This window comes from Komagataeibacter intermedius TF2 (assembly GCF_000964425.1).
Taxonomy (GTDB): domain Bacteria; phylum Pseudomonadota; class Alphaproteobacteria; order Acetobacterales; family Acetobacteraceae; genus Komagataeibacter; species Komagataeibacter intermedius.
In genome coordinates this window covers 42,329-66,272 of record NZ_BANF01000008.1, presented here as the reverse complement: position 1 = coordinate 66,272, position 23,944 = coordinate 42,329, and the positions used below count along the sequence as shown (strand labels likewise).

General features: G+C 64.1%; 21 protein-coding genes. 9 read left to right on the top strand and 12 right to left on the bottom strand.

Features of this window, described 5'->3' with window-relative positions:
- The first annotated feature begins 515 nt into the window (after positions 1-515).
- Both hpnH and B7449_RS01370 read left to right on the top strand, forming a co-directional pair.
- Entirely contained in the window at positions 516-1,700 is a 1,185-nt protein-coding gene (gene hpnH, locus B7449_RS01375) for an adenosyl-hopene transferase HpnH (RefSeq protein ID WP_039736385.1), read from the top strand.
- Positions 1,701-1,838: 138 nt separating this feature from the next.
- Positions 1,839-3,128 (top strand): hemolysin family protein, encoded by a 1,290-nt coding sequence (locus B7449_RS01370; RefSeq protein ID WP_039736384.1) that lies wholly within the window; start codon positions 1,839-1,841, stop codon positions 3,126-3,128.
- 219 nt (positions 3,129-3,347) lie between these two features.
- Here B7449_RS01370 and B7449_RS01365 read toward each other — a convergent pair whose 3' ends face one another.
- Positions 3,348-5,324, bottom strand: coding sequence for a lytic transglycosylase domain-containing protein (locus tag B7449_RS01365; protein WP_039736383.1), 1,977 nt, complete (start codon positions 5,322-5,324; stop codon positions 3,348-3,350).
- Between the two features lie 190 nt (positions 5,325-5,514).
- Entirely contained in the window at positions 5,515-6,441 is a 927-nt protein-coding gene (locus B7449_RS01360; RefSeq protein WP_039736382.1) for a uracil-DNA glycosylase, read from the bottom strand.
- Between the two features lie 18 nt (positions 6,442-6,459).
- Between B7449_RS01360 and B7449_RS01355 the strand changes: the two genes are divergently transcribed.
- Together B7449_RS01355 and B7449_RS01350 are read left to right on the top strand one after the other, a co-directional pair.
- The gene (locus B7449_RS01355) at positions 6,460-8,304 is read left to right on the top strand and encodes a tetratricopeptide repeat protein (protein ID WP_235721333.1); all 1,845 of its coding nucleotides are present in this window, start codon (positions 6,460-6,462) and stop codon (positions 8,302-8,304) included.
- Positions 8,304-9,230, top strand: coding sequence for a 4-(cytidine 5'-diphospho)-2-C-methyl-D-erythritol kinase (locus B7449_RS01350; RefSeq protein ID WP_039736380.1), 927 nt, complete (start codon positions 8,304-8,306; stop codon positions 9,228-9,230). Before B7449_RS01355 ends, B7449_RS01350 begins: the two co-directional genes overlap by 1 nt.
- A gap of 138 nt (positions 9,231-9,368) precedes the next feature.
- On the opposite strand, the gene B7449_RS01345 is transcribed toward B7449_RS01350, so the two are convergent.
- The 6 genes from B7449_RS01345 to B7449_RS01320 form a co-directional block, all read right to left on the bottom strand.
- Complete coding sequence (locus B7449_RS01345) at positions 9,369-10,355, bottom strand: SDR family oxidoreductase (protein ID WP_039736379.1); 987 nt, start codon at positions 10,353-10,355, stop codon at positions 9,369-9,371.
- 144 nt (positions 10,356-10,499) lie between these two features.
- Positions 10,500-11,078 carry a YqaA family protein gene (locus B7449_RS01340; RefSeq protein ID WP_039736378.1) on the bottom strand — a complete coding sequence of 193 codons (579 nt, stop codon included), beginning with the start codon at positions 11,076-11,078 and terminating at the stop codon, positions 10,500-10,502.
- 39 nt (positions 11,079-11,117) lie between these two features.
- Positions 11,118-11,594: an OsmC family protein gene (locus B7449_RS01335; RefSeq protein ID WP_039736377.1), complete on the bottom strand. Its 477-nt coding sequence runs from the start codon at positions 11,592-11,594 to the stop codon at positions 11,118-11,120.
- 40 nt (positions 11,595-11,634) lie between these two features.
- Positions 11,635-13,254: an ATP-binding protein gene (locus B7449_RS01330; RefSeq protein WP_039736376.1), complete on the bottom strand. Its 1,620-nt coding sequence runs from the start codon at positions 13,252-13,254 to the stop codon at positions 11,635-11,637.
- Positions 13,255-13,263: 9 nt separating this feature from the next.
- Positions 13,264-13,983 carry a response regulator gene (locus B7449_RS01325; protein WP_039736375.1) on the bottom strand — a complete coding sequence of 240 codons (720 nt, stop codon included), beginning with the start codon at positions 13,981-13,983 and terminating at the stop codon, positions 13,264-13,266.
- A gap of 88 nt (positions 13,984-14,071) precedes the next feature.
- Positions 14,072-15,094, bottom strand: a complete 1,023-nt coding sequence (locus tag B7449_RS01320) for a cysteine synthase A (RefSeq protein ID WP_039736374.1) — start codon at positions 15,092-15,094, stop codon at positions 14,072-14,074.
- A 149-nt stretch (positions 15,095-15,243) separates the two neighbouring features.
- Between B7449_RS01320 and B7449_RS01315 the strand changes: the two genes are divergently transcribed.
- Entirely contained in the window at positions 15,244-15,654 is a 411-nt protein-coding gene (locus B7449_RS01315; protein ID WP_010515722.1) for a rhodanese-like domain-containing protein, read from the top strand.
- Positions 15,655-15,708: 54 nt separating this feature from the next.
- Here the strand turns inward: B7449_RS01315 and B7449_RS01310 are convergent, their stop codons facing one another.
- The 3 genes from B7449_RS01310 to B7449_RS01300 all read right to left on the bottom strand — a co-directional run bounded on the left by B7449_RS01310 (position 15,709) and on the right by B7449_RS01300 (position 18,959).
- On the bottom strand, positions 15,709-16,602 hold the full coding sequence (locus tag B7449_RS01310; protein ID WP_082084718.1) for a DUF2272 domain-containing protein: 894 nt from the start codon (positions 16,600-16,602) through the stop codon (positions 15,709-15,711).
- A 173-nt stretch (positions 16,603-16,775) separates the two neighbouring features.
- On the bottom strand, positions 16,776-17,135 hold the full coding sequence (locus B7449_RS01305) for a hypothetical protein (RefSeq protein ID WP_039736373.1): 360 nt from the start codon (positions 17,133-17,135) through the stop codon (positions 16,776-16,778).
- Positions 17,136-17,192: 57 nt separating this feature from the next.
- The gene (locus tag B7449_RS01300; RefSeq protein ID WP_039736372.1) at positions 17,193-18,959 is read right to left on the bottom strand and encodes a Na+/H+ antiporter; all 1,767 of its coding nucleotides are present in this window, start codon (positions 18,957-18,959) and stop codon (positions 17,193-17,195) included.
- Positions 18,960-19,238: 279 nt separating this feature from the next.
- Here B7449_RS01300 and B7449_RS01295 point away from each other — a divergent pair, with 279 nt between their 5' ends.
- Both B7449_RS01295 and B7449_RS01290 read left to right on the top strand, forming a co-directional pair.
- Positions 19,239-20,180, top strand: a complete 942-nt coding sequence (locus B7449_RS01295; RefSeq protein WP_039736371.1) for a DnaJ C-terminal domain-containing protein — start codon at positions 19,239-19,241, stop codon at positions 20,178-20,180.
- Positions 20,177-20,506, top strand: coding sequence for a chaperone modulator CbpM (locus B7449_RS01290; protein ID WP_039736370.1), 330 nt, complete (start codon positions 20,177-20,179; stop codon positions 20,504-20,506). Before B7449_RS01295 ends, B7449_RS01290 begins: the two co-directional genes overlap by 4 nt.
- A gap of 47 nt (positions 20,507-20,553) precedes the next feature.
- On the opposite strand, the gene B7449_RS01285 is transcribed toward B7449_RS01290, so the two are convergent.
- Entirely contained in the window at positions 20,554-20,958 is a 405-nt protein-coding gene (locus tag B7449_RS01285) for a hypothetical protein (RefSeq protein WP_039736369.1), read from the bottom strand.
- Positions 20,959-21,197: 239 nt separating this feature from the next.
- Between B7449_RS01285 and budA the strand changes: the two genes are divergently transcribed.
- The gene (budA, locus tag B7449_RS01280; protein WP_199858435.1) at positions 21,198-22,001 is read left to right on the top strand and encodes an acetolactate decarboxylase; all 804 of its coding nucleotides are present in this window, start codon (positions 21,198-21,200) and stop codon (positions 21,999-22,001) included.
- A gap of 80 nt (positions 22,002-22,081) precedes the next feature.
- Positions 22,082-23,773, top strand: coding sequence for an acetolactate synthase AlsS (gene alsS / locus B7449_RS01275; RefSeq protein WP_039736367.1), 1,692 nt, complete (start codon positions 22,082-22,084; stop codon positions 23,771-23,773).
- Positions 23,774-23,944: the final 171 nt, after the last annotated feature.

Below are 23,944 nucleotides of genomic sequence, written 5' to 3'. Positions count from 1 at the left end.
ATGCGAACCCGGTCAAGCTGAGGGTAGCGCCCAAGGGTCGGAATCGCGGGTTTGGTCTGATCCATGATGTTCGCGTCCATTATTCTGTGTTGGCCCTTGCCCCATCCGTGGGGAGGAACCAACCCGGGTTTCGGTTTGGCCAGCCAGCCCCGGGATCGGGGCCGGTGCGGGCTGCTCCGGCGGCGATGAATGGCGGCTCATGGCATGAAAACCATGGCGACCGTAGCGTAATCGCGATGTGTTACTCCGGTTAAGCGTGTAAATACAGTCTCTAATTCTGTGACTGTTGTTAATTGGCCACACCAAAGCTGATAGCAATTGAATACAGGATGGTTTCTGTCCTATACCCTCGCGAAAGGCTTCATGTGTCGTACAAGTCCGCAACCTCGGCATGCTCTGAATGCACGGCTGGGTGATGTTGGACTTGTTTTCTCGTAGGTGGATGTGTCCATAGTCCGACCTACCAGACTTGAAATATGAGACCGGCGTTGGGCCGGTGCAGGAGCAGAGGTTTCATGGCCGTTCCTATTATGCAGGCAGTCCGCGTCGGTGCCTATGTTGTCAAGCAGCATGTCACGCGACGCAAACGTTATCCGCTCGTGCTTATGCTCGAGCCCTTGTTCCGCTGTAACCTGGCCTGTGCCGGTTGTGGCAAGATCGACTATCCCGCCCAGATCCTGAACCAGCGCATGACCATGCAGGAATGCCTGGATGCGGATACCGAAGCGGGCGCGCCGGTCATCGCCGTGGCGGGTGGCGAACCGCTGCTGCACAAGGAAATGCCCGACATCATCCGTGCGCTGATCGCACGCAAGAAGTACGTGTATCTGTGCACGAACGCCCTTCTTCTGGAAAAGAAGATGGACGATTACGAGCCGAATCCGTTCTTCTCGTGGGATGTGCACCTTGATGGGGATCCGGCGATGCACGACGCATCGGTGTGTCAGGACGGCGTGTACGAACGCGCGGTCGCCGCCATCAAGAAGGCGAAGGCCCGCGGATTCCGCGTGTCGATCAACTGCACCCTGTTCGATGGCGCCGATCCCAAGCGCGTTGCCGCCTTCTTTGACGAAGTGATGGCGATGGGCGTGGACGGCATCATGACCGCGCCGGGCTACGCTTACGAACGCGCGCCGGATCAGGAGCACTTCCTGAACCGCCACAAGACAAAGCAGCTGTTCCGTGATATTTTCCGTCTGGGCAAGGGCAAGAAGTGGCGTTTCACGCAGTCGCCGCTGTTCCTGAACTTCCTGGCCGGGAATGAACAGTACCACTGCACCCCGTGGGGCAAGCCGCTGCGGAACGTCTTTGGCTGGCAGCGCCCGTGCTACCTGCTGGGTGAAGGCTATGCCAAGAGCTTTGAAGAGCTCATGGCCGACACCGACTGGGATGCTTACGGCACCGGCAATTACGAAAAATGCGCCGACTGCATGGTCCATTCCGGCTACGAATCCACCGCCGTGATGGATGCCGTCCGCCGCCCCTGGCACATTGCCAAGGTCGCCCTGTTCGGGCCGGAGACGGAAAAGCCGATGGCGCCGGAAATCTCGCTGGCGAACCAGCGTCCGGCCGAATACGTGTTTACCCAGCATGTTGACGCCAAGATGGAAGAACTTGCCGCCCGCAAGAAGCCCGCGGCCCCGCCGCGCGTGAACAAGGTGGCGGCAGCCCCTGCGGAAACGGCCGACGCGGCTGACTGATCGCGCCCATTTACGCGTTCATGCACGGTTTTGGAAAAGGCGGGACACAGGTCCCGCCTTTTTCTTTTGCATGCGATTGTCCAGCCATGTCGGCGCGGTGTGCCCGCACGCGTGATTATGCTGTAGGATCAGGGGATCATGGTTGTCTCATTGATTGTCATACTGGGTCTTGTCCTTCTCAACGGACTTTTTGCCATGGGCGAACTGGCCCTGATTTCCGCCCGCCGGGCACGGCTTGCCATTCTGGCGCGTGATGGCGTCAAGGGGTCGGACCGCGCCCTGAAGCTGGCGGGCGACCCGCAGAGCTTCCTGCCCACCGTCCAGATCGGCATGACCCTTGTCTCCATTCTGGAGGGCACCTTTGGCGGCAACAGTATCGAAGCCGGAGTCAGCCACTGGCTGTCCCATATCCCCGCCCTGCGCTCGATTGCGGATGAACTGGCCATGTTTCTGGTCGTCAGCAGCATTACTGCCGTCATGCTGGTGCTGGGGGAACTGGTGCCCAAGCAGATTGCGCTGCGGCAGCCCGAACTGATCGCAGCGCGTCTGTCGCTGCTGCTGGAATGGATGGCGTGGCTGACGCGGCCCATCGTGTGGCTGCTGGGGCGATCGTCGGAACTGGTGCTGAAGCTTATGGGTATTGGCGGCGCGATCCGGCAGTCCGTCTCGGTCGAAGAACTGCGGGCCTATATTGCCGAAGGGGCGCAGGCTGGCGTGCTGGAGCAGGAGGAGCGCGACATGATCGAACGCCTGCTGCGCCTGGCCGAACGTCCCGTGCGGGCCATCATGACCCCACGCAACGAACTGTGCTGGGTGGAACGGCACGTGCCCCGCGCGCAACTGCTGCAGATCCTGCGTTCGACCACCTATTCCCGCATTGTGGTGTGTGAGGGGGGGGTGGATAACCCGGTGGGCGTGATACTGGCCAAGGACATGCTGGACCGGTTTCTGGATGGCAAAAGCCCGTCGGTGGAAATCGGGCTGCGGCATCCCATCTCGGTGCCCGATACGCTATCGGCCTTTGACATGCTGGAGCGTATGCGCGCGTCCCCGCTGGGCCTTGCGCTGGTGCTGGATGAATATGGGTCGTTCGAGGGGATCGTGACCTCGTCCGACCTGTTTGGCGCCATTGTGGGGGAACAGCACGAACCGGGGAACACGCCGCCCCAGCGGCTGGCGCATGACAATGTGCTGGTGCTTGACGGGTCCATGCCTGCGGATGAGGTGAAGGACCGGCTTGGCCTGTCCGACCTGCCGGCCGAAGGCAGCTATCATACCCTTGCGGGGCTGGTACTGGCCCTGCTGCGGCGCGTGCCCGCCAGGGGGGACAAGGTCGTATTCTCCGGCTGGCTGTTTGAGGTACTGGAAATGGAAGGGCGTCGCGTCGTGCGCGTGCAGGCCAGCCGCCAGCTTCTGGCTGAAAACTGAAGGCCGCACCCTCCCGGATGAAAAACAGGAGAAATTTCCGGGTGCTGCCTTATTTTCAATAAGGCGGCGTTTCCTGAAGTTTTCTGGAACACGCTTCATCAGAAACGTCTCTTCAATGTTCGGGACGCTCCACAGGCAGGGCATTGCAGGCGATCTGTCATAAAAAAAGGGCGTCCCTCGACAATGGGACGCCCTTTTTTTACGGATATGCAGGATCCGTTAATGGATGGTGTGGCCGGTATGTCCCGCCATGGCCGTTTCCGCGCCAAAACCGGGCCATTCATTGCGGGCCATTGTTTCCAGCGACGGCGCTGCGATCCCCAGCCTGTCGGCATAGATCCACAGATAGGTGAACGCCCGGCGGACATAATCACGTGTTTCGGTATTGGGCAGGCTTTCGATATACAGCAGCGGGTCCTCGCCTTCGTCCATGGTGGCGCTGCGGCGCGAAATGGCGGACGGCCCGGCATTGTAGCTGGCCAGCATGCGGATCATGTCGCCGCCTGGCGGCACATGCCGGCCACCAGCCTGTGTGGAAAGCTGGGCCAGGTACAGCACATAACGCTGTCCGATATCGAGGTTGGTCGCAGGATCATGCAGGTCCGCGGGGCGGCGGGTGAAGCGGTCCTTGTCATGCATGACGAAACCGGCCGTGACCGGCATGACCTGCATGAGGCCATGCGCACCGGAGCCTGATACCGCATTGCTGTCGAAATTGGATTCCAGCCGCGTCAGTGCATAGACCAGTGCCGGGTCCATGCGGAACCCATGTTCAGGTTGCAGCGGCGGCAGGGGGAAGCGGGATGCGTGGGTGCTGTGCTCGCTCTCGTTCGTGTCGATCAGCATGAGCATCTGGGCCGACAGGTCCTTCATGTTCATGGCGTCGGCCACCATCTGGGTGGAATGGCACAGTGCTGCGTCGTTCTGGATGTCGGGCCACATGCGGCGCAGGGTGGCTTCCGCCCGGTCACGCTCACCCACCTGCAACAGGGCGAAGGCCCGGCGTCCCGCCGGTGTGGCGGCCACGGCCTCGATATCGATTTCACCCAGCACACGGCTGCCCGCGTGAATGGTCTGCTGTTCGGCTGCCAGCGTCATGGCGGCGTTCGGGCCGATGGTATTGGACGGATGGGCGGATCTGGAGGCCGGAGTGCGCAGGCCAAGGATCTGTGAGGCCAGAAGGCCGTAGAACGTATGTGGGGCCGCGGCCGCGCGGTGCAGCCAGGGATGGTAGGCTGCCACATCACCCGTCGCCTGATGGGCGCGTGCGGCCCAGTAGGCGGCACCGGCGCGGATGCCGCCCGGTGTCAGGCTGGCGCGTGATGCGGCTTCGAACAGGGGTTCGGCCATGTCGGGCCGTCCCAGCCGCCATGCGGCCAGCCCGGCCACATAACCCGCAAGGCCCAGCTGCTGGCCGGATCTGGCAAAGGCATCGCGCGCGATTGACATGGCCAGCCGGTTTTCACCGCTGCTGAACATGGTCATGGCGATTTCCGCCTGAAGATGGGCTGCATACAGGTCATTCATGCCCGGCGTCACCGCGATCAGGTGCAGGGCGCTGCGTGCCCCCTTTACCCCCTGCGCGGCGCGTTCGCGCACCGTGTGGTCCAGCAGGCTGTTGCGGGTAAACACGCGGAGCGAGGGGTCATCCTCCTCCGGCAGGCGGATATGCTGCGGGGGATGGCTGCTGTCCAGCGCGTTATGGGCTGGCGCGGGCGGCAGTGGGCCACCCCTGTTGGGCATGGAGGACAGCAGGGAATAGATCGCGGGCGAATCCGCAAGCCCCGAAAACGTCCTCAGCCACAGCCTCAGCTGCCCGGGACTGGCATGGTAGGCGGGGTTGAGATACCGCGCGGCCAGGATGTCCCCCAGCAGGGTATCGTCATGGATCGCGGCCGTTTCATGGATCGCGGCGTCGAACTTGCCATCTGCCTGCAGCCGGAACACCCGGCGGATACGGCTGACGTCATCGGGCGAGAGGGGACGCGGCAGCCCGGCGCTACCCTGCGTGGGCAGGCGCGGAAGGGCGAGTGCCGTTTCCTCGTTATGGTCACCGTGGCTGGCCGGATCCTGATCCGGCCTTCCGGCATCCACTGTTTGGGCACGCAGCGGCGCGAACGCCGCTCCTGCCAGAAATGCGGCGCCAGCCAGAAAGGCTGCCACCGCGTGATGGGGGGTATTGAGTGTCCCTCGCATAGCGCAGCCGGATGTAAGCCCTGCGCGGGAGGAAAGCAATAGCTAACGCATTAAGGGGTGGTAAATAAGTTTTCAGAACAGATGCGGGAACTATATGTAAACAGTGGGAAACATATACTCGAAACAGAACGAATATCTACCACTCCCAAGCTAATCGCCCGGAATGATTATGTTAATACCCTTTATGATTTTAAAGGATGTTTCCGATTGTTTCCCGGATCAGAAGCATGTCTTTCCATGCATCCCGGCGGGCCGTGGCGCTGGCGCGCAACTGTAGCGGATGGCGCATGGGCAACGCCTGGATCGTGGGCGGGGTTGCACCGTCATCCGCGCAGTCGGGGGGCAGCGGCAGGTCGCGCCAGCGGCCCCGCATGCGCGCCGCCGTGGTGCGCTGGTCCAGCAGGATGGAGACCGGCAGGTTGCCCATGAGTACCACGCGCGCGGGCCGCGCCAGCACGATCGCGCGCTGAATGAAGGGCAGGCAGATCCGTGTTTCGGCAACCGAAGGGGGCCGGCCGCCCGGCGGTCGCCATGGAATGACCGGCGCGCGCAGCAGACTGGCCTGGTTTATGCCGATACTGCCGAACATGGCGGTGACCAGCGCCCCGCTTTCCCCGGCAAAGGGCTGGCCGCCGCGATCTTCGTCCGCATCGGGGGCTTCACCAACCAGCATGAGCGGCGCACCCTCCGGTCCCGCGACAAATACGCTGTGGGTGGCCGTTTCACGCAGGCTGCACCCTTCGAAGGCACGGATGGCGGCATGCAGGTCCGCCAGCGTGCGTGCGCCACGCGCTGCCTCCCGCGCCGCCGCCACGGCCTGTTCCACCAGCGGGGCGGACCCGCGTGGGGCAGGGGGTGCGGGGCGGTGATTTTTATGTGCATTCCCCGCGCCTGGCTGTATGGGGGGGGGCTGTGTCGTCCGGGGGCGGTCGTGTATCGTGGGGGCAGGCGCCAGCCGGTCATGCGGGTGGCTGTCCAGCGCGTCATCAGCGCCCCATTCGACATACAGGCGCAACAGGGACAGGGAATCAGTCATCGGATGGATATATCCCGCACAGGCAATGCAGGCATGCGCCGTTCCGTCCCCATGCGCAGGGTTTGGCAGCGGACGCCGCACGCGGTAGATTCTGGCGTCATGCTCTTACCTCGTCTGTCACGCATGGTCGTGGCCGCCCTTGTTGTACCGCTCATCGCCGGGATTCCCAACCGGGAAATACACGCCGCAACCCCCGATGACACCATCATTCAGGCGGGACAGCACGATCTGGCCACCAACCTGCTGGTGGGCAGCGTCGCCGCCAGCGAGGGTGATAACGCCAGCGCCGCGCTGGCTTTCCGCAACGCAGCACACCTGGCGCCGACGTTCCGCCTGTTTGGCGAACGGGCGTTTTATTACAGCATTCTGGCCGGCAGCCCGGAGGCCGCGACACTGGCACACGCCCAGCCACCCGGCGTCATGTCCGCGCTGGTGCTGGGAAATGCCGCGGCCCTTGCCGGGAAATGGGACGAAGCCCTGACGCAGTATCAGGGCGCGCCTGCGGACCAGATCATGACCCTGCTGCGGCCGCTGCTGCGCGCCTGGGCGCTGCAGGGCGCGGGCCGCACGGATGAGGCGCTGGCCACCCTTGAACCCGCACGGCAGGATCGTGCACTGGGGGGGTATTATACGCTGCATGCCGCCCTTGTGGCCCAGCTGTCGGGTCAGCAGATGCGCGCGGATACGCTGTTCCGGCAGGCAGGCAGCATGACGGGGGGCGACCTGTTCACCTCGCTGGTCATGGCGCGGTGGCTGGTGACGCAGGGACACGTGGCGGACGCGCAGGCCCTGATCAACCAGCGGATAACGGGCATGCCGGTGCTGGAAGCGGCGCGCGCCAACATCATGACCATGATCCAGCATCCGGTGGTGACCCACGCGACGCAGGGGCTGGCGCAGGCATACGGGCTGATCGCCCTGCTGATCGACCAGCAGTTCTATGCCCGCGATGGCGTGGATGACGATCACCAGCCCGCCGATGCGGCAATGGAGATCGGTACCCTGCGCGGGACCGAACAGATGATGCTGCGCATGGCGCTGATGCTGGATCCGGCGGATTCGGAAGCGCGGCTGCTGCTGTCCTCCACGCTTCATGCCCGCAAGCAGGACCGACAGGCGCGCGAGGCGCTGGATGGCGCACCCGCCGATGATCCGCTGCTGCCGGTTTACCGGACTGAACAGGCCGACCTTGACGTGGTGATGGGGCATAAGGAACAGGCGGCGCGGGAACTGCGCGACCTGCTGCGGCAGGCCCCCGATGACCGCATGCTGTGGTCCAGCCTTGGCGATGCGCTGCTGGACCAGCAGAAATGGGCGGAGGCGCTGGATGCGTACCAGCATGCCATGGCGCTGACCCATCACCCGCTGGAGGGTGATGACTGGCGGCTGCTGTTCGGGCAGGCGATCGCACAGGAACGGCAGGACCACTGGCCGCAGGCGCGCGCGCTGCTGCAGCATGCCCTCCAGCTTTCCCCGAACGAGGCGGACCTGCTGAACTACCTTGGCTATTCCATGGTCGAACATGGTGGCGACCCCGCCCAGGCGGAAACCTACCTGCGGCGCGCGCTGGCGCTGGCGCCGTCCGACAACCAGATCCGTGACAGCGTGGGCTGGGTGCTCATGCGGCTTGGCCATGTGGCCGAAGGCCTACCCCTGCTGGAACAGTCCGCCGAGCAGATGCCACAGGACCCGGCCATCAATTACCACCTTGGCGTTGCGTACTGGATGGCGGGGCGCAGGCTGGAAGCGGTGAATGAATGGCAGAACGCAATCCAGTTCCAGCCCGACCCCATGGACCGGCGCAAGATCACGGCGGCCCTGACCTACGCCAGGGCATGGCAGGCCAATGCGGGGCATCCCGGCGTGGCGCTGCCTGCTGACCTCAGGCCCGCGGTTGCCCCAGCCGCCCCTTCCCATTCACAGGCAAATGGAACCCATCACTGATGTCCCCACTACGTGAACTGGCTCATGCAAAGATCAACCTGTACCTGCATGTCACGGGACGGCGTGATGATGGCTATCACCTGCTGGACAGCCTTGCGGTGTTCGCGGGGGCGGCGGACGACTTGCGGCTGGACTGCGGGAGCGGACGCGGCGGCCATGTTCGCCTGCGGATCGAGGGGACATTCGCTCCCGGCCTGCTGGATGACAGCGCCGATAACCTGATCGTACGCGCGGGCGCGCTGCTGTGCGCGCATGTGGGGACGGATGTCGCCGCCCGCCTGCCTGATGTGGAGATCGTGCTGCGCAAGGAACTGCCCGTGGCGTCGGGGATCGGAGGTGGATCGGCGGATGCTGCGGCCGCGTTGCGCCTGCTGCTGAAGGCATGGGACCTGTCCATCGACCGTGCCGACCTCATGATGCTGGCGACCCGTCTGGGCGCGGACGTGCCGGTATGCCTGGACCAGCTGCCAGCCCGGATGGAAGGAATCGGGGAGGAACTGACCCCCGCCCCCGGCCTGCCGCCGTGTGGGATGATGCTGGTCAACTGCGGGCAGAGCGTATCCACCCCACAGGTGTTCCGCACGCGTGCACCGGGCTTTACGCCACGTGCGGACCTGCCTGCGCGGTGGAATACGTTGGCGGACATGGTGCGTGACCTGTCGGCACAGACCAATGACCTGCAGGATGCGGCCTGCGCCATCTGTCCCGAGATCACGACCGTGCTCGATACCCTGCGCGCCGCACCCGGCTGCCGCCTTGCGCGGATGAGCGGGTCTGGCGCCACCTGCTTCGCCCTGTTTGACAGCCCGGAGGCGGCACGGGCGGCTGAACCTGCGGTGCGTCAGGGGAAATGGTGGGTCTGGGCAGGCGATCTGTGCCGCGCGGGCACGCGGCTGGACGCCCGGGCCGATTCGCTATCCGCCTGACAGGGCACGGGCTGTCGCAGATGGCAGCCCGTGAAACATGCCATGGCTCGGGAAGGCGCTTCTGGTGAAGCCTGTTTCCAGAACGCTTCGGGGAACGCCGCCTTTTTGAAAAAGAGGCGCCCGTGGCGGGATGCGCGCCTAGTCCCGCCTGCGGCGCAGGGCCAGCATTATGATGCCCATAAGCCCCGTGACGGTGGCCAGCTGTGCATGGCGGCTGGTCAGCAGCAGGGGCATGCTCTTGCGGGTGATCATGTCAAAGCGGCCATGGGCGGCATAGGCCCCCGGCACGGTGTCATACAGGTCATCGGGTTCGTTGCCCGCAACCGGCGTCTTTTCCATCTGCTTCGCATAGCCCTTGCCCGACAGCCAGCGGTCCGACAGGCCAGGCAGGAAGGTGGCCAGCGCCCAGTTGCGCACGCCAGACAGACCAACCCATATGTCACGTTCACGCCCGAAGGCGGCGCGGCATATCGCTTCGGCGGCGATTTCGGGTTCGTAAACCGGGCCCATCGGCTTCAGGCGCTTGCCGGTATGGTTGCGTGTCCATGAAAAGCGCGGCGTGTTGATGGAGGGCAGGTGCACCAGCACGATATTGATCCGGTCCCCATCATGCAGGATTTCCGGACGGATGCTTTCGGAAAAGGCGCGCACGGCGGCGCGGGCGCCGTTTTCCACGGCCTGCAGCGGCGGCGGACGCAGGCTGGCCAGACGGTCGAGGTTGACAATGGTGCCATGTCCGCGCCTGCGCATGCGCGCCAGCGCGGAGCGGGTGCCGTTGACGGTGCCAAGATAGGTCACTTCGGTCGCGCGCCGGATTTCATCGGGGTCAAGGGCGGCGACCTGCCCGGTCACGCTGGCGCCCGCGCAGTTGATCCACAGGGTGATGGCGCCAAGGGTTTCCTCGATTTCCTCGGCCGCCTGATCGACGGCCTTGGCATCGGCCACGTCAACGCAGACGATATGGGTGCGCACGTTCAGTTCGCGCAGTTCGGCCGCCGCATCATTCAGCCGGTCGCGGTTACGGCCCAGCAGGGCGACATCGCACCCCGCGCGGCCCAGCGTGCGTGCTGTGGCGCGGCCGATACCTGCGCCCGCTCCGGTAATGACGGCAACCTGCTGCGGCATGAATGTGCTCCCCCACCCGTTGGAATATAGGCCCGCGAGGATGGTGCAGTCCGCGCGGGGATGAAATCATGACTGGTTCGTCATATCACGCCGCGCCTGACCCGAACACTGCCATGCGGGCGGACCGGGGCGGCGGGCGGTCCGTCATATGTATTTCAGCGCCACGATGCCGCCAATCAGCGCCAGCGCGAACAGGCCCGCCACCAGCGGCAGGCGGCGTTCGATAAATGCCTGGATCGGCGCGCCAAACCGGCGCAGCAGGGCGGCCAGCAGGAAGAAGCGCGCCCCACGCGTCACCGCGCAGGCCAGCAGGAAGGGCGCGAGCGGCAGGTGGGCCGCCCCGCTGGCGATTGTGACGAATTTGAACGGGATGGGGGTCAGCCCCTTGATGAGGATGATCCACACGCCCCATTCCCGGAAGCGTTCCTGCAGGACAAGCAATGTGTTCTGTGCATGATAGAAACGCACAATCGGCATCGCAATGTATTCCAGCAGGAATGACCCGATGGTCCACCCCAGAATGGCCCCGCATACGCTGGCAGCCGTGCAGATGGCCGCAAGGCGGAAGGCGCGTGCCCGGCACGCCAGCACCATGGGCACCAGCATGATGTCGGGGGGTAGCGGAAAAACGCTGGCTTCGGCAAAGGCGATGACAGCCAGCCATATGATGGCATGTCGGCTGGCGGCCAGGGCAATGATGCGGGCATACAGGCGATCAAGCATTATCGGGCAATGCCATTACGTCTCTCCCACGGCAAGGCATTATTGCGCGCCGGTTACCCGTGGCTCACACAATACCGGGAAGCTGACCGAACGCGCGATGCAGCTGCGCATCGTGGCGTCCTGATGCAGGTCGATCACCTGCTGTATGTCATGGGGGGTGGAAATGGCGGCATGGGGCCGCAGGATGACCTGTGTGATGGAGAAGGAACCGTCCTCGTATTCATCAAGCAGGGCTTCGGCGCTGTCGGAATAGGACAGGATGCCGATTCCCATGGCGGTGCACAGGTGAATGAACCAGAGCTGGTGATCGGCGCACAGGGCCCCGAGCAGCAGTTTTTCGGGATTCCATTTCTGGGAATCGCCGCGGAAGGCAGGTGCGGCCGAACCGTCGATAACCGGTCGGCCCACGCAGTGCAGTTCGTAATCACGATGATGGGCCTGCCGGGAAGCCCCGTCATTTCCGCCGTTTCCGGTCCATAAAAGCGAGACCTGATAGCGGTGTGTTCTGTCCGGCATTGAACGCTATATCCTGAATTGTCCGTACGGGAATCGGACCTTAGCAGACAAGTGTGACTGTCACACGCAATCCGTGAGGCTGCCGGTTGCCAAGACGGATATCACCGCCCAGCCCCCAGATAATGTTGCGCGAAATCGACAGCCCCAGCCCCGTGCCGCCGGTTTCGCGGTTGCGGCTCTGTTCGGCGCGGACGAAGGGATCGAACATGCGTTCAAGGTCTTCGGTGGGCAGGCCGGGGCCTTCATCCTCGATCAGGATGGTGACCTTGTATTCGCCGGCGTCCTCGCCTTCGCCCTTGTGGGGATGCAGCAGGGTGATCCTGGCGCCATCGCCATATTTCACCGCATTGGTCACAAGGTTGCTCAGCGCGCGCTTGAGCGCCATAGGGCGCGCGCGCACCAGCACGTCGGGCATGTTTTCCGATACGAACACGATCTGGTCCGCCGCATCAAGGTAGGTTTCGGCGGCCTCATCGGCAATGGTCTGTAGCATCGCGGTCAGGTTGACCTGTCCCATCGGTTCGCGCTGGGACGCATCCCGGCCGAAGGCCAGGGTGGCGGCGACCATGGCTTCGAGTTCATCAAGATCACTGAGCATCTTGATGCGCATTTCATCATCTTCAATGAATTCGGCCCGCAGCTTCAGCCGTGTAATCGGCGTGCGCAGGTCATGGCCGATCGCGGTCAGCATGAGCGTGCGGTCCGTCAGGTAACGGCGGATCCGGTGCGCCATGGTGTTGAACGCATGGGCGGCGCGGGCCACTTCGCGCGGGCCGTCTTCGGGCATGGGGGGCGCGTTCATGTTGCGGCCCAGCTCCTCGGCGGCGGCGGCAAGGGTGCTGACCGGCGCGATCAGCCTGCGCACGCCCCACAGGATCAGCACCCCCCCCGTGAACGTCATGATCAGGAAGGCAATGGGGAACGTGGGGGACCGGAACAGGCTGGGCCGGGGCAGCACGTAATGGATGGTGACCCATCGGCGTTCATCGGGCAGCAGGAAGGCCACCGCCCGCCTGCGTCCCGTCCCGGGGGAAACCAGCACCTGTTCAGGGCGCATGGAAGGGGGCAGCGGTCCCATGCCCTGATCGTTCTCCGGGCCGAAGCCATGCGGCCCGCCCGGGCTGTCGGGGCTGAAGGGACCGCCGCCATCATGCCGTCCGGGCGACCCGTCGCCCCCACCATCCGGCCTGCCGGAGCCGAAGGGGACAGGACCCATGTCATCGGGTCTGGGGCCGTTCCATTCATGTGGCTGGTGCATGTGCGCGGCGAAGGGGGGGCGACCGGGAAGCGCGCGCGCATTGATCATGTCTGGCTCGGGGCCGGGGGTCAGGGTAATGGTGACGTTTTCCGGCAGGTGCAGGGCGGCCAGTTCCCGGTCGCGGTCGGACGGCGCGGTTTCCACTATGGCGCGGTAGTACGTGAACATCTTGCTGCGCGCGCGTTCATAGATCATGCGCTGGTCAAAATCGAACCGGTCCATCGCGTGGATGGTCAGGCCGATAATCTGGATGATTCCCAGCCCGCCAATCAGCAGCAGCGTGGTGCGTGCCGCCAGCGATTGCGGCAGCAGGCGCGAGCGGATGCGCTGCGTCCAGCCGGGCGCAGTGCTTTCATCGGTTTCGGGGGAAGACAGGAATGACGACCAGGATGAATTGGACATGGGCGTCGGTCAGCAACGCTCGACTTCTGATGCGAGGACATAGCCACCGCCCCGTACCGTTTTGATCAGCTGCGCGTTGCGTCCGTTATCTTCCAGCTTGCGGCGCAGGCGGCTTATGGCCACGTCGATCGCCCGGTCAAACGGGCCGGCCTGCCGGCCGCGCAGCAGGTCAAACAGCATGTCGCGGGTCATGACCCGGTTGGCCCGTTCCAGCAGGGCCAGCAGCAGGTCGTATTCCCCGCCGGTCAGCGGGACTTCCACCCCGTCGGGGTTGAGCAGCCGCCGCCGCCCCGTATCAAGCTGCCACCCCGCGAAACGCAGCGTGTGCAGCACCGGCACGCTGCGGGGGTCGGGGGTGTCGCTGGCCCGGCGCAGCACGGCGCGGATGCGCGCCAGCAGTTCACGCGGGTTGAAGGGCTTGGGCACGTAATCATCCGCCCCCAGTTCCAGGCCGATGATCCGGTCCGTATCATCGCCCATGGCGGTCAGCATGACGATGGGCACGTTGGCCTGCGTGCGCAGCCAGCGTGAAATGTCCAGCCCGCTCTCGCCGGGCAGCATGAGGTCGAGGATCACAAGCTGGTAATGCCCCTCCGCCCACCGGCGGCGGGCTTCCTGCCCGTCGCGCGCGGTGGTGACGCGCAGTTCATTGCGTTCAAGGAACCGTGCCAGCAGGTCACGGATCTCGCGATCATCGTCAATGATCAGGATATGGGGCAGCGGGCTCATGATACCATCCTACATGACCATCGGGGCGGGAACATCAGATGTTTCAATCCGTTGCAATTACCGCCCTATCAGGATCAGGCGCGCGGCCTCAGGCCAGCCAGCCAGGAACCGGCAGGTCCTTGGCGCGCAGGAATTCGGGGTTGAACAGCTTGGACTGGTACCGCGCCCCCCCGTCGCACAGGATGGTGGCAATGCGGTGCCCCGGCCCCATGGCGCGCGCGACCCGGATGGCGGCGGCGATGTTGATGCCGGCCGACCCGCCAACCGACAGTCCTTCATGGATCAGCAGGTCATAGATCTGCTCCAGCGCCTCGGGGTCGGGAATGCGCACGGCGTCGTCGAAATGCAGGCCCTCCAGATTGCCTGTCACCCGCGACTGGCCAATGCCTTCGGTTACAGATGACCCGCTGATCGACAGGTCGCCCGTCTTGACCCAGCCGTAAAGGCCCGACCCTTCAGGGTCGGCCAGGACGACGCGCGGGCGGGCGACACCGGCCTGTTTCGCGCAGTCTTCCAGCCCCAGCGTGACACCGGCCAGCGTGCCGCCCGTCCCGCATGAGCAGGTGAAGGCATCGATCCTGCCGCCCATCTGGTCCCAGATTTCGGGGGCGGTGGTGTGGCGGTGGCCTTCGCGGTTGGCGGTGTTGTCGAACTGGTTGGCCCAGACGCCGCCGGTTTCCTCCGCCAGGCGGCGCGAGACATGGACGTAGTTGCCGGGATCGCGGAACGGCCTGGCGGGGACAAGGCGCAGGTCGGCGCCGATCATGCTCAGGAACTCGATTTTCTCGCGGCTCTGCGTCTCGGGCATCACGATGACCGAGCGGTAGCCGCGCGCATTGGCCACCAGCGTCAGACCGATGCCGGTATTGCCCGCCGTCCCTTCGACAATCGTGCCGCCGGGCCTGAGCGTGCCCCGGCGTTCGGCGTCGTTGATGATGGCAAGGGCCGCGCGGTCCTTGACCGAACCACCGGGGTTCATGAATTCCGCCTTGCCGTAGATATCGCATCCCGTTGCCTCCGATGCCCGTCGCAGGCGGATCAGGGGCGTATGGCCGATGGCGGCCGGCATGTCCGGTGAGAGGGATGAGGCGGGATTTGCACTTTCGGCCATAAGGCAGCACCTTCACTGGTCTGGGTCATATCATGCGGCACGGCGGCCGGACATGGCGGCCATGCCGGGCGTGTTGCATTCCTTACTATCAGGAATGCGTGCGGCTTGGCATATCCCTAAACAGGTTTTCCCGATGAAAGGAAACAGCAATGATCGACGATATTTCCCCCACCGCCGCATGGGAGGCCGTGCGCAGCCGCCCCAACGCCTGGCTGGTTGACGTGCGTACCCCCATGGAATGGGAGCATATCGGCGTGCCCGATCTGTCGGGCGCGGGCCGGACGCTGGTGCGTGACAGCTGGCAGCTGCCGCCTGCGGGGCAGGTCAACCCGGATTTCGTCACCACGCTGGAAAAGGCGGGGATCGGTAAAACGGATGAGGTCTATTTCATCTGCCGTTCCGGCGCGCGCAGCATGGCCGCAGCCCATGCGGCGTATGATGCGGGGTACCACAACGTGCATAACGTGGCTGACGGGTTCGAAGGGCCGGAAGACGCAACCGGCCGTCGCGGCTGCGTTGCGGGCTGGCAGGCATCCGAACTGCCGTGGTCGCGTGGCTGATCATCCGGCAGGCACTGCCCGGCCCGGTGGGCGTGGTCCTGTCGGGCGGGGTGGTTACTGGTCCGTCTGTGGCTCGCTATCGGCGTCATAGCGGACCTGCAGCACGGCACACCAGGGATAGCGGGGGTCAAGGCTTCGGCCCCTGTGGTCGAACAGCCGCCCGTCCTGTCCCACCGGGACATGGGTCAGCGCGACCGCGTCATCTATGTTGCCGCCGATAATGCTGATTTCATGGCCGAAGGGCGCATCGTCATGGGGGCCTGCCACCACGATGCCGCAATGGGCGGGAAAGCCCTGTGGCGTGGGCAGGTCGCGGAAGCGCACCGACTTGCTGGCGCCGCGCCCCACGCAGATCAGGTCCCCCGGTTTTGGCGCGTAACGGGCGGGGTTGCGCGCCTTCACGCCCTTTTCCTGTCCCGATGCCGCAGCGTTGATGTAGGTGGCGTGGTTGGGGGAATAGGCAAAGCGGTCATTCGCCCCCGCCACCCGCATGACATACGAAATGAACGCCGCAGACCAGGCAAAGCGGCCATCATGAACGAAATCGGTTATATGGCCGTCCGCATCATGCTTGCCGTCCCATGCGATCTCGGTTTCCTGCGGGTCCTGGCCAATCCACCAGTATTCGCCCACGCGCTGCCACAGCCCGGGCGTGCGCTCGGGCTTGACCACGGGCGTGGTTGGTTCGGGGCGCAGCAGGGGATCGTCATCACTGACCGGTTCCCCGAACAGCCGCCATTCGCGCAGGGCGATGGCCACCACGTCCTGCCGGGTAAAGGGTTCGTAATTGCGGGTGGCGAAGTCAGGCACATGGGCGCTGACCGCCAGCGGTCCGGCCCCGGTGGCGTATTGCGCAACCGGCGTGGTCGCCCGCCGGGTATGGTTGTCAGGACCATGGGCACAGGCGGCAAGGCAGGCCAGGGAAACGAAAAGGGCGATCTTGCGCAAAATCGGCACTCCATTGCAGGCGGCGTGCCCAATCCATACGGGGTGCACCGCCCCGGTGGAAGGGGGGCGGTCCGTACAGGGGTGAAAATGCGCCATTCATTCCGATGAAAAACAGGCGTTTTCAGGCAGGTGGCATGTCCCGAAGTATCTGCGCGCAGATGGCCCGGGACGGACTAATTGCCGATCCGGTCACCCGTATTGTTGGAGGACTGTGTGCGCCACATGCCTTCGGCCACCATGCATTCCGAGAAAAAGCGGATATGGGTACTGCCCACCGTGGTGGTTGCGCTGCCTGAATTGTTGCTGGACAGCGCGCCCATCGAGGCTTTTGTCTCACATTTCTGTTCAGCGGCGACGTAGCGGGGATCGTGTTCATCCATTGCCGGCATGTAGCCCCTGACATGACCATAGGGGGAATCCGCATGGACACGGTGCTGGGGCACGCTGAAATGATGTGAGCGGGCCTGCGCACGCGGTGCAAGGGCAGCGGTCAGGCACGCGCCCGCGAACAGGGCGCGTAGGAGGGGCGTCATGGGCAGTTTCTCCGGTTTGCAGCTCTGTTGCGGGTATAGGGGCACCGTCCGGCCGTGTCAGTGGCTGACGGCGCTGGCCATGCGTGCACTGGTGGGCTGGGTTGTGGTTTCGTGGTCTTCTGCGGGCAGGCTGTCGGGACGGGGCAGGGAGCGCGCCTCGATCTGGAGTTCCTGTTCAATGAAGTCCAGTTCCTGGTTGATGGTCCATTCGGTTTCGTCATTGATGTGTTTCTGGACCACGCGCATGTGCAGGCGTTCGCGCATGTGCCGGATGATCCGGAAGCGCAGCGCCAGTTCGGCGCGCTTTTCCCGGATGGCGGTGGCGCGGATGCTGGCCTCCGCTGCGCGGGAATTGTCCAGCCTGTGCACCGTGTCCTGATATTCATGCAGCAGGCGGCCAATGGCTTCCTGTTTCAGGTCTACCGATTCCTCATGGCCGGGCAGCCCATCGATTTCCTGCTGCGCCAGCGCCGCCTGTTCGGCATGCAGGGTTTCGATGGCAGTCTGCGCCAGTTCGATGCGCATCATGTCCAGTTCATGCAGGGTGGGGTCTTCTTCATCGGTGCGCATGCCATGCAGCAGCGGCGGAATGGCCATGCTGGCCAGCAGCAGTGAGCAGATGATCACCCCCGCCGCCAGCGTCACCAGCAGGTCACGGCCCGGAAACCCCGGTCCCGCCGCCGACGCCACCGGCAGCGACAGCACGGCCGCCAGCGTAATGGCCCCCCGCGTGCCCGCCACCGTCATCAGCATCACGGTGCGGGCAGAGGGGATGACCGTCTTGCGGTGGCGAAAATGGGCGAACAGCCGCCGTGCGGAAATGGAAACCCAGATCCATGCGAAGCGGATCAGGCTCATCATGAGCTGGATGCCCACAATGGCCAGGATCAGGAACCATGGCGATACCCCGCCCGCGCGTGCGATGGCGGCCCCTCCGCTGACAAGGTCGGGCAGCTGCAGGCCCAGCAGCAGGAAAATCACGGCGTTGAACGTGAAGTTCACCATGTCCCACACCGTGGTGGCCTTCAGCCGCGTCTCGGTCCGGGCTTCGTTCATCACGCCGGTGAACTTGACGGTCATGCCCCCCGCCACGGCGGCCAGGATGCCCGAACACTGCAGCGCGTCGGCAATCAGGTAAATGCCGAACGGCAGCATCATGGCCAGCGTGATATGGGTGGGCGGATCGTCATAGCCGCGTGTCAGCAGCACGTGTTCCGCCCGGCAGGCGGCCCATGCGCAGGCAATCCCGATCAGGATGCCGCCCGTGGACATGAAGATGAAGCTGCCCAGCGCCTGCTGGAAGGAAAACAGCCCCGTCATGGCCGCAGCCACCGCGAATTTGAAGCAAACCAGTCCCGATGCGTCGTTCAGCAGCGCCTCCCCATGCAGGATATGCACCACGCGTGCGGGCGCACGGCCGCCTTCGATCATGCTGCCGACCGAAACCGCATCGGTGGGGGACATGACGGCGGCCAGCGCAAAGGCTGCGGGCAGCATGATGGGCGGGATCAGCCAGTGGATGAAGTATCCGCACGCCAGCGTGGTAAAGACCACCAGCCCCAGCGCCATCATGATGATGATGTTCCGCAGTTCCCCGAATTCGCGCATCGGCATGCGGTAGGCATCGGCATACAGCAGCGGCGGAATGAACAGCAGCAGGAACATGTCCGGATCGAAACCGATATTCAGCCCCGCCAGGGCGGCAATCGCCCCCACCCCGATCTGGATCAGGGGCAGCGGCACGGGAATCCGTCCCACGCGTGAGATCAGGCTGCTGATTCCGGTAACGGTCAGTAATGCAAGGGTGATGAAAACGGCATGCATCTGCGGGGGTCTTTTTTATATTTCTATTGTCATGGGCAAATACTTCATTTTTCATTTAATTAAAAATACAAAAAATGTTATTTCGAAGTCTCCGTTTTGTTATTTTCTTCTGCCTGCCATGCAGGAAATAAAGATTTCCCCCCGCTTTCATTGACCCTGTGCGCCCCAATTCCCATTATCGAGGTAAGAGTGACCGCAAGGTCGTATTCATGGTGTTCGGGACGATAACGGGCGTGGCACAGGCCGGGCTGGCATGTTCCGACGGAGGATGATTTTTAAGTGAGCAAGGATCCATACGAAGTACTCGGCGTCGCCCGCACGGCAAGCCAGGATGACATTCGCAAGGCCTATCGCAAGCTGGCCAAGAAGTACCATCCTGACCTTAACCCCGGTGACAAGGTGGCGGAAGAGAACTTCAAGGCCGTGGGCGCAGCCAATGCCCTGCTGTCGGACGAGGAACAGCGCGCCCGCTTCGACCGTGGCGAAATTGACGCCACGGGGCAGGAAAAAGGCTTCGGCTTTGGCGGCGGGCGCGGCGGCTACCGTGATCATGCCGAAGGGGCGCAGGGCTTCAATTATGGCGGCGGCCAGTTTTCGGAAGATGACCTGGGCGATATTTTCGGCACCATGTTCGGTCAGGGCGGTGGCGCCGGATTTGGCGGTGGCTTCCGCCGTCGTCCGCAGGGGCCGCAGAAGGGGGCCGATCGCCAGTATGCCCTGACCGTCAGCTTTCTTGATTCCGTCAATGGCGGTACGTCGCGCATTACCCTGCCCGGCGGCACTCAGCTGGATGTGAAGATCCCCGCCGGCATTACCGACGGCCAGGTGATGCGCCTGCGCGGCAAGGGCGATCCGGGCGTGCAGGGCGGTCCCGCCGGTGATGCGCTGATTACCATCACCGTCGCCCCCGACAGCACCTACACGCGCGATGGCAATGACATCCGCATGTCGCTGCCGGTAGACCTGAAGACGGCGGTGCTGGGGGGCAGCATCACCATTCCCACGCCCGCGGGGTCGGTGAAGATGAATGTCCCCCCCCATTCCGACAGTGGCAGCGTGCTGCGGCTGCGCGGGCGTGGGGTCAAGGCGCATGGCAAGCAGGAAGCCGGCAACCTGTATGTCAAGCTGGTCGTAACCATTGGCAAGGTCGATCCCGCGCTTGAGGCCTTCCTGAAGGGCACGGCGGATCAGGCCGGGGAGCAGGGGAAGGATAAGGCATGATCACGCTCGAAACCCTGTGCGTGCGCATCGGCAACGTGCCGGCGGACGAAGTGCAGGGCTGGATCGACAGCGACTGGCTGCGCCCCGCAGGGGTGCGCGGACATTACCTGTTCCGCGAGATTGACGAGGCCCGTGCCCGCCTGATCCTTGAACTGCGCGATGATATGGGCATCAATGATGAAGGGATGCCTGTCGTGCTGTCCCTGCTGGACCAGCTTTATGCCGCCCGGCGGCAGATGCTGCGCCTGCGTGAGGCCATAAGCGTCCCGCGCGACGACGAACTGCGCAGCAGGGTGCGCGCCCTGCTGGCCAGCATGCGGGACTGACGGCTCCGCCCCCCCCATGCCCGGACGGCATGGGGGTATTTTTTTACTTAATCCGCGCGGCTGAGCGGCAGGTCCAGCTTCTGCCCCGGTTTCGTGCCCTGCATCTGCAGGTCGGCGGCATTGGGGGATGTCAGGCGGAATACCGCGTGCGGGTTGTCATCAACCGACCGCAGCGAGGTGTCGTCCTGCACCTTCATTTCGATGGTGCGTCCGGTCAGGCCGGTAATCTTGCCCAGCGAGTCCGGCAGCCGGAGGTACAGCCGCGCCGCCGGGCCGAGTGCCCTGTTGGCGCTGATGGTGACGGGCTTGAGGCCCAGCGCCGTCCAGTCCCCGGTATACGCGCCGGGGCCATAGGGGGGCTTGGGGTCCGTGCCGTCGGCGCGGGCGATGGTGCTGCTTCCGACAACGCCACCAAGGGCCAGCGCGGCAAGCGCCATGTGGAATGGTTTCATCAATCCAGTCTTCCTGATCCTATTTCGCGGACTACAATGGCAGGTGGGCGCTGTCTTGGGCAAGCGCGGGGGCTGCACGTCAGGCCCCATGCGGGGAAACGGGTACGGCCCAATCCATATTTTTTATATATGGAAAACGCCTTGAATATATATTGGACGTACGGACCCGGCTGGCTCACCATCTTCCTGCAATCACACATGACCGGGAAGTGCGGCGCCCATGCATACGCTGCCACCCGATGCAGGAGACTGAGGTCTTGAAGCTGAAATGCTACTCGGTAGGCGATGTCGATACCCGCTCCAGCGCCGCGGATGCGACTGGTGTGCGTCCGCGCATGAACCGCCTGTACCAGACGTCCACCATGGCGGCGCTGCTTGACGCGGTGTACGACGGGGAAACCACGCTTGATGAACTGCTGATGCACGGCAATTTCGGGCTGGGCACGTTCAACGGGCTGGATGGCGAGATGATCGTCAATGACAGCGTGATCCACCAGTTCCGCGCCGATGGCCAGGCGGGCCGCGTGCCCGGTGATCTCAAGACCCCGTTCGCCTGTGTCACCTTCTTCAACCCGGAGAAGGAATACATGATCGACACCGCGCGCGACAAGGACGGGTTCGAGGCGATTGTCGACCAGCTGGTCAACAACCCCAACCTGTTCGCCGCCGTGCGCTTTACCGGCATGTTCGAACGTGTCGAGACCCGCACCGTGTTCTGTCAGTGCCGTCCCTATCCGCCCATGCTGGAAGTGGTGGCCCGCCAGCCGACCATGCAGCTGGGGGCGTCCACCGGCACCATGCTGGGCTTCCGCACGCCGGGTTACATGCAGGGCGTGAACGTCGCGGGCTACCACCTGCATTTCCTGACGGAAGACGGGCGTCGTGGCGGCCATGTGACCGATTACGCGGTGCTGAAGGGCAAGCTGGAAGTGGGCGTGATTTCCGACGTGGAAATCCAGCTGCCCCGCACGGAACAGTTCGCCCGCGCCAACCTGTCCCCCGAAAACATTCACGAAGCCATTCGCGTGGCTGAAGGCGGCTGAGGGGGCTTTCCCCTCCCGCTGACTTGGATTGACCGTCCGCGCCCTGGCTGCGGCGCCTACCCGTTCAGGAATCTGGAACAATGACTGACAAGAGCAAACCGGCCGCGCCTGAGTGCGGGGCGGACATGATCGTGCGCAACCTGGTCGCACATGGCACGACCCACGTATTCGGCATTCCGGGGGCGAAGGTGGACCGCCTGTTCGATGCACTGGTGGACAGCCCCATTGAAACGGTGGTGACCCGCCATGAACAGAACGCCGCCTTCATCGCCGGTGGCATCGGCCGTCTGACGGGCAAGGCCGGCGTGGCGATTGCCACCTCCGGCCCCGGTGCGTCCAACTTCGTGACCGGTCTTGCGACCGCCAATTCCGAAGGTGACCCGGTGCTGGCCATCGGTGGCGCGGTCAAGCTGGCTGACCGGCTGAAGCTTACGCACCAGAGCATGGACACCGTTGCCCTGTTCCAGCCGATCACGAAATACAGCGCGGAAATCACCTCTCCCGCCGCCGTGTCGGAATGTATTTCCAACGCGCTGCGCTTTGCCGAAAGCGGGCGTCCGGGCGCTGCCTTCGTCAGCACGCCCATGGATATCCTGTCCATGCCGGCTGAAGGCAAGGTGCTGTCCGGCCGCAAGGTGCCCACCACGGGGGCGGCCCCGGCTGATGCGGTGAACGAGGCCCTGTCCCTGGTGCGCAGGGCGAAGCGTCCCGTCATCCTGCTGGGCCTGCTGGCCAGCCGTCCGGACGTGGCCGATGCGGTGCGCGCGCTGGTTGCGACAACGGGCGTGCCGGTCATTGGCACCTATCAGGCCGCGGGCGCGGTATCGGAAGAGCTGTCCGACCGTTTTGGCGGTCGCGTCGGCCTGTTCCGCAACCAGCCGGGTGACCAGCTGCTGCATGAGGCGGACCTGGTGATCTCGATCGGCTACAACCCGATCGAATATGATCCGTGGCTGTGGAATGTCGATAACGGCCGCAAGATCGTCCATGTCGATGTCGTGGCCGCTGAACTGGACACGCATTATGATCCGGCGGTGGAACTGGTGGGTGACATCGCGGCATCCGTGCGCGCCCTTGCCGCACAGGCGGGCAAGCTGCCGCGCGCGCCACAGCTGGAAGACATCCTGTCGCAGTACCACGCAACCCGTCTGGCCGCGCTGTCGGGCGCGCGCAGCACCAGCAATACGGCGGTGCATCCGCTGCAGATCGTGCGTGAGCTGGAGCCGTTCGTGACCCCCGATGTGACGATGTGCCTTGATATGGGCACTTTCCACATCTGGCTGGCGCGCTACCTGCTGTCCTTCCGCGCACGCCAGATGCTGATCAGCAACGGCCAGCAGACCATGGGTGTCGGCCTGCCGTGGGGTATTGCCGCAAGCCTGGTCAACCCGGCGCAGAAGGTGATCTCCATCTCCGGTGACGGCGGCTTCATGATGTCGTGCATGGAACTGGAAACGGCGGTGCGGCTGAAGTGCAACCTGATTCATATGGTCTGGGTCGATCAGGCCTACAACATGGTCGAGATGCAGGAAAAGAAGAAGTACGGTCGTGGATCGGGCGTGGAATTCGGGCCGATCGACTTTGCCATGTTCGCCCGTTCGTGCGGTGCGCACGGCATTGCGGTGCAATCCGCCGACGGAATCGCCAGCGCAATGCGCGAAGCCATGGACATCGAAGGCCCGGTCGTGATTTCGGTGCCGGTTGACTATTCCCAGAATCACCTGCTGATGAAGCCGCTGGCGACGCTGGGCGAGACGTCAGCCGCCGCGTAAAACCGGCCGCATGCGTGAGGAAAACGGCCCGCCACGCCCTGACCGGCGGGCGGGTCGTTCTGTTTGGACATGCGACATCGGCATTTTATGCGCACGTCGTCCGATGCGGCACATGCCAGACTATGAAACGCCATTCTGGAAATGCGGCATGGCCCGGCCACAGGCCGCCGG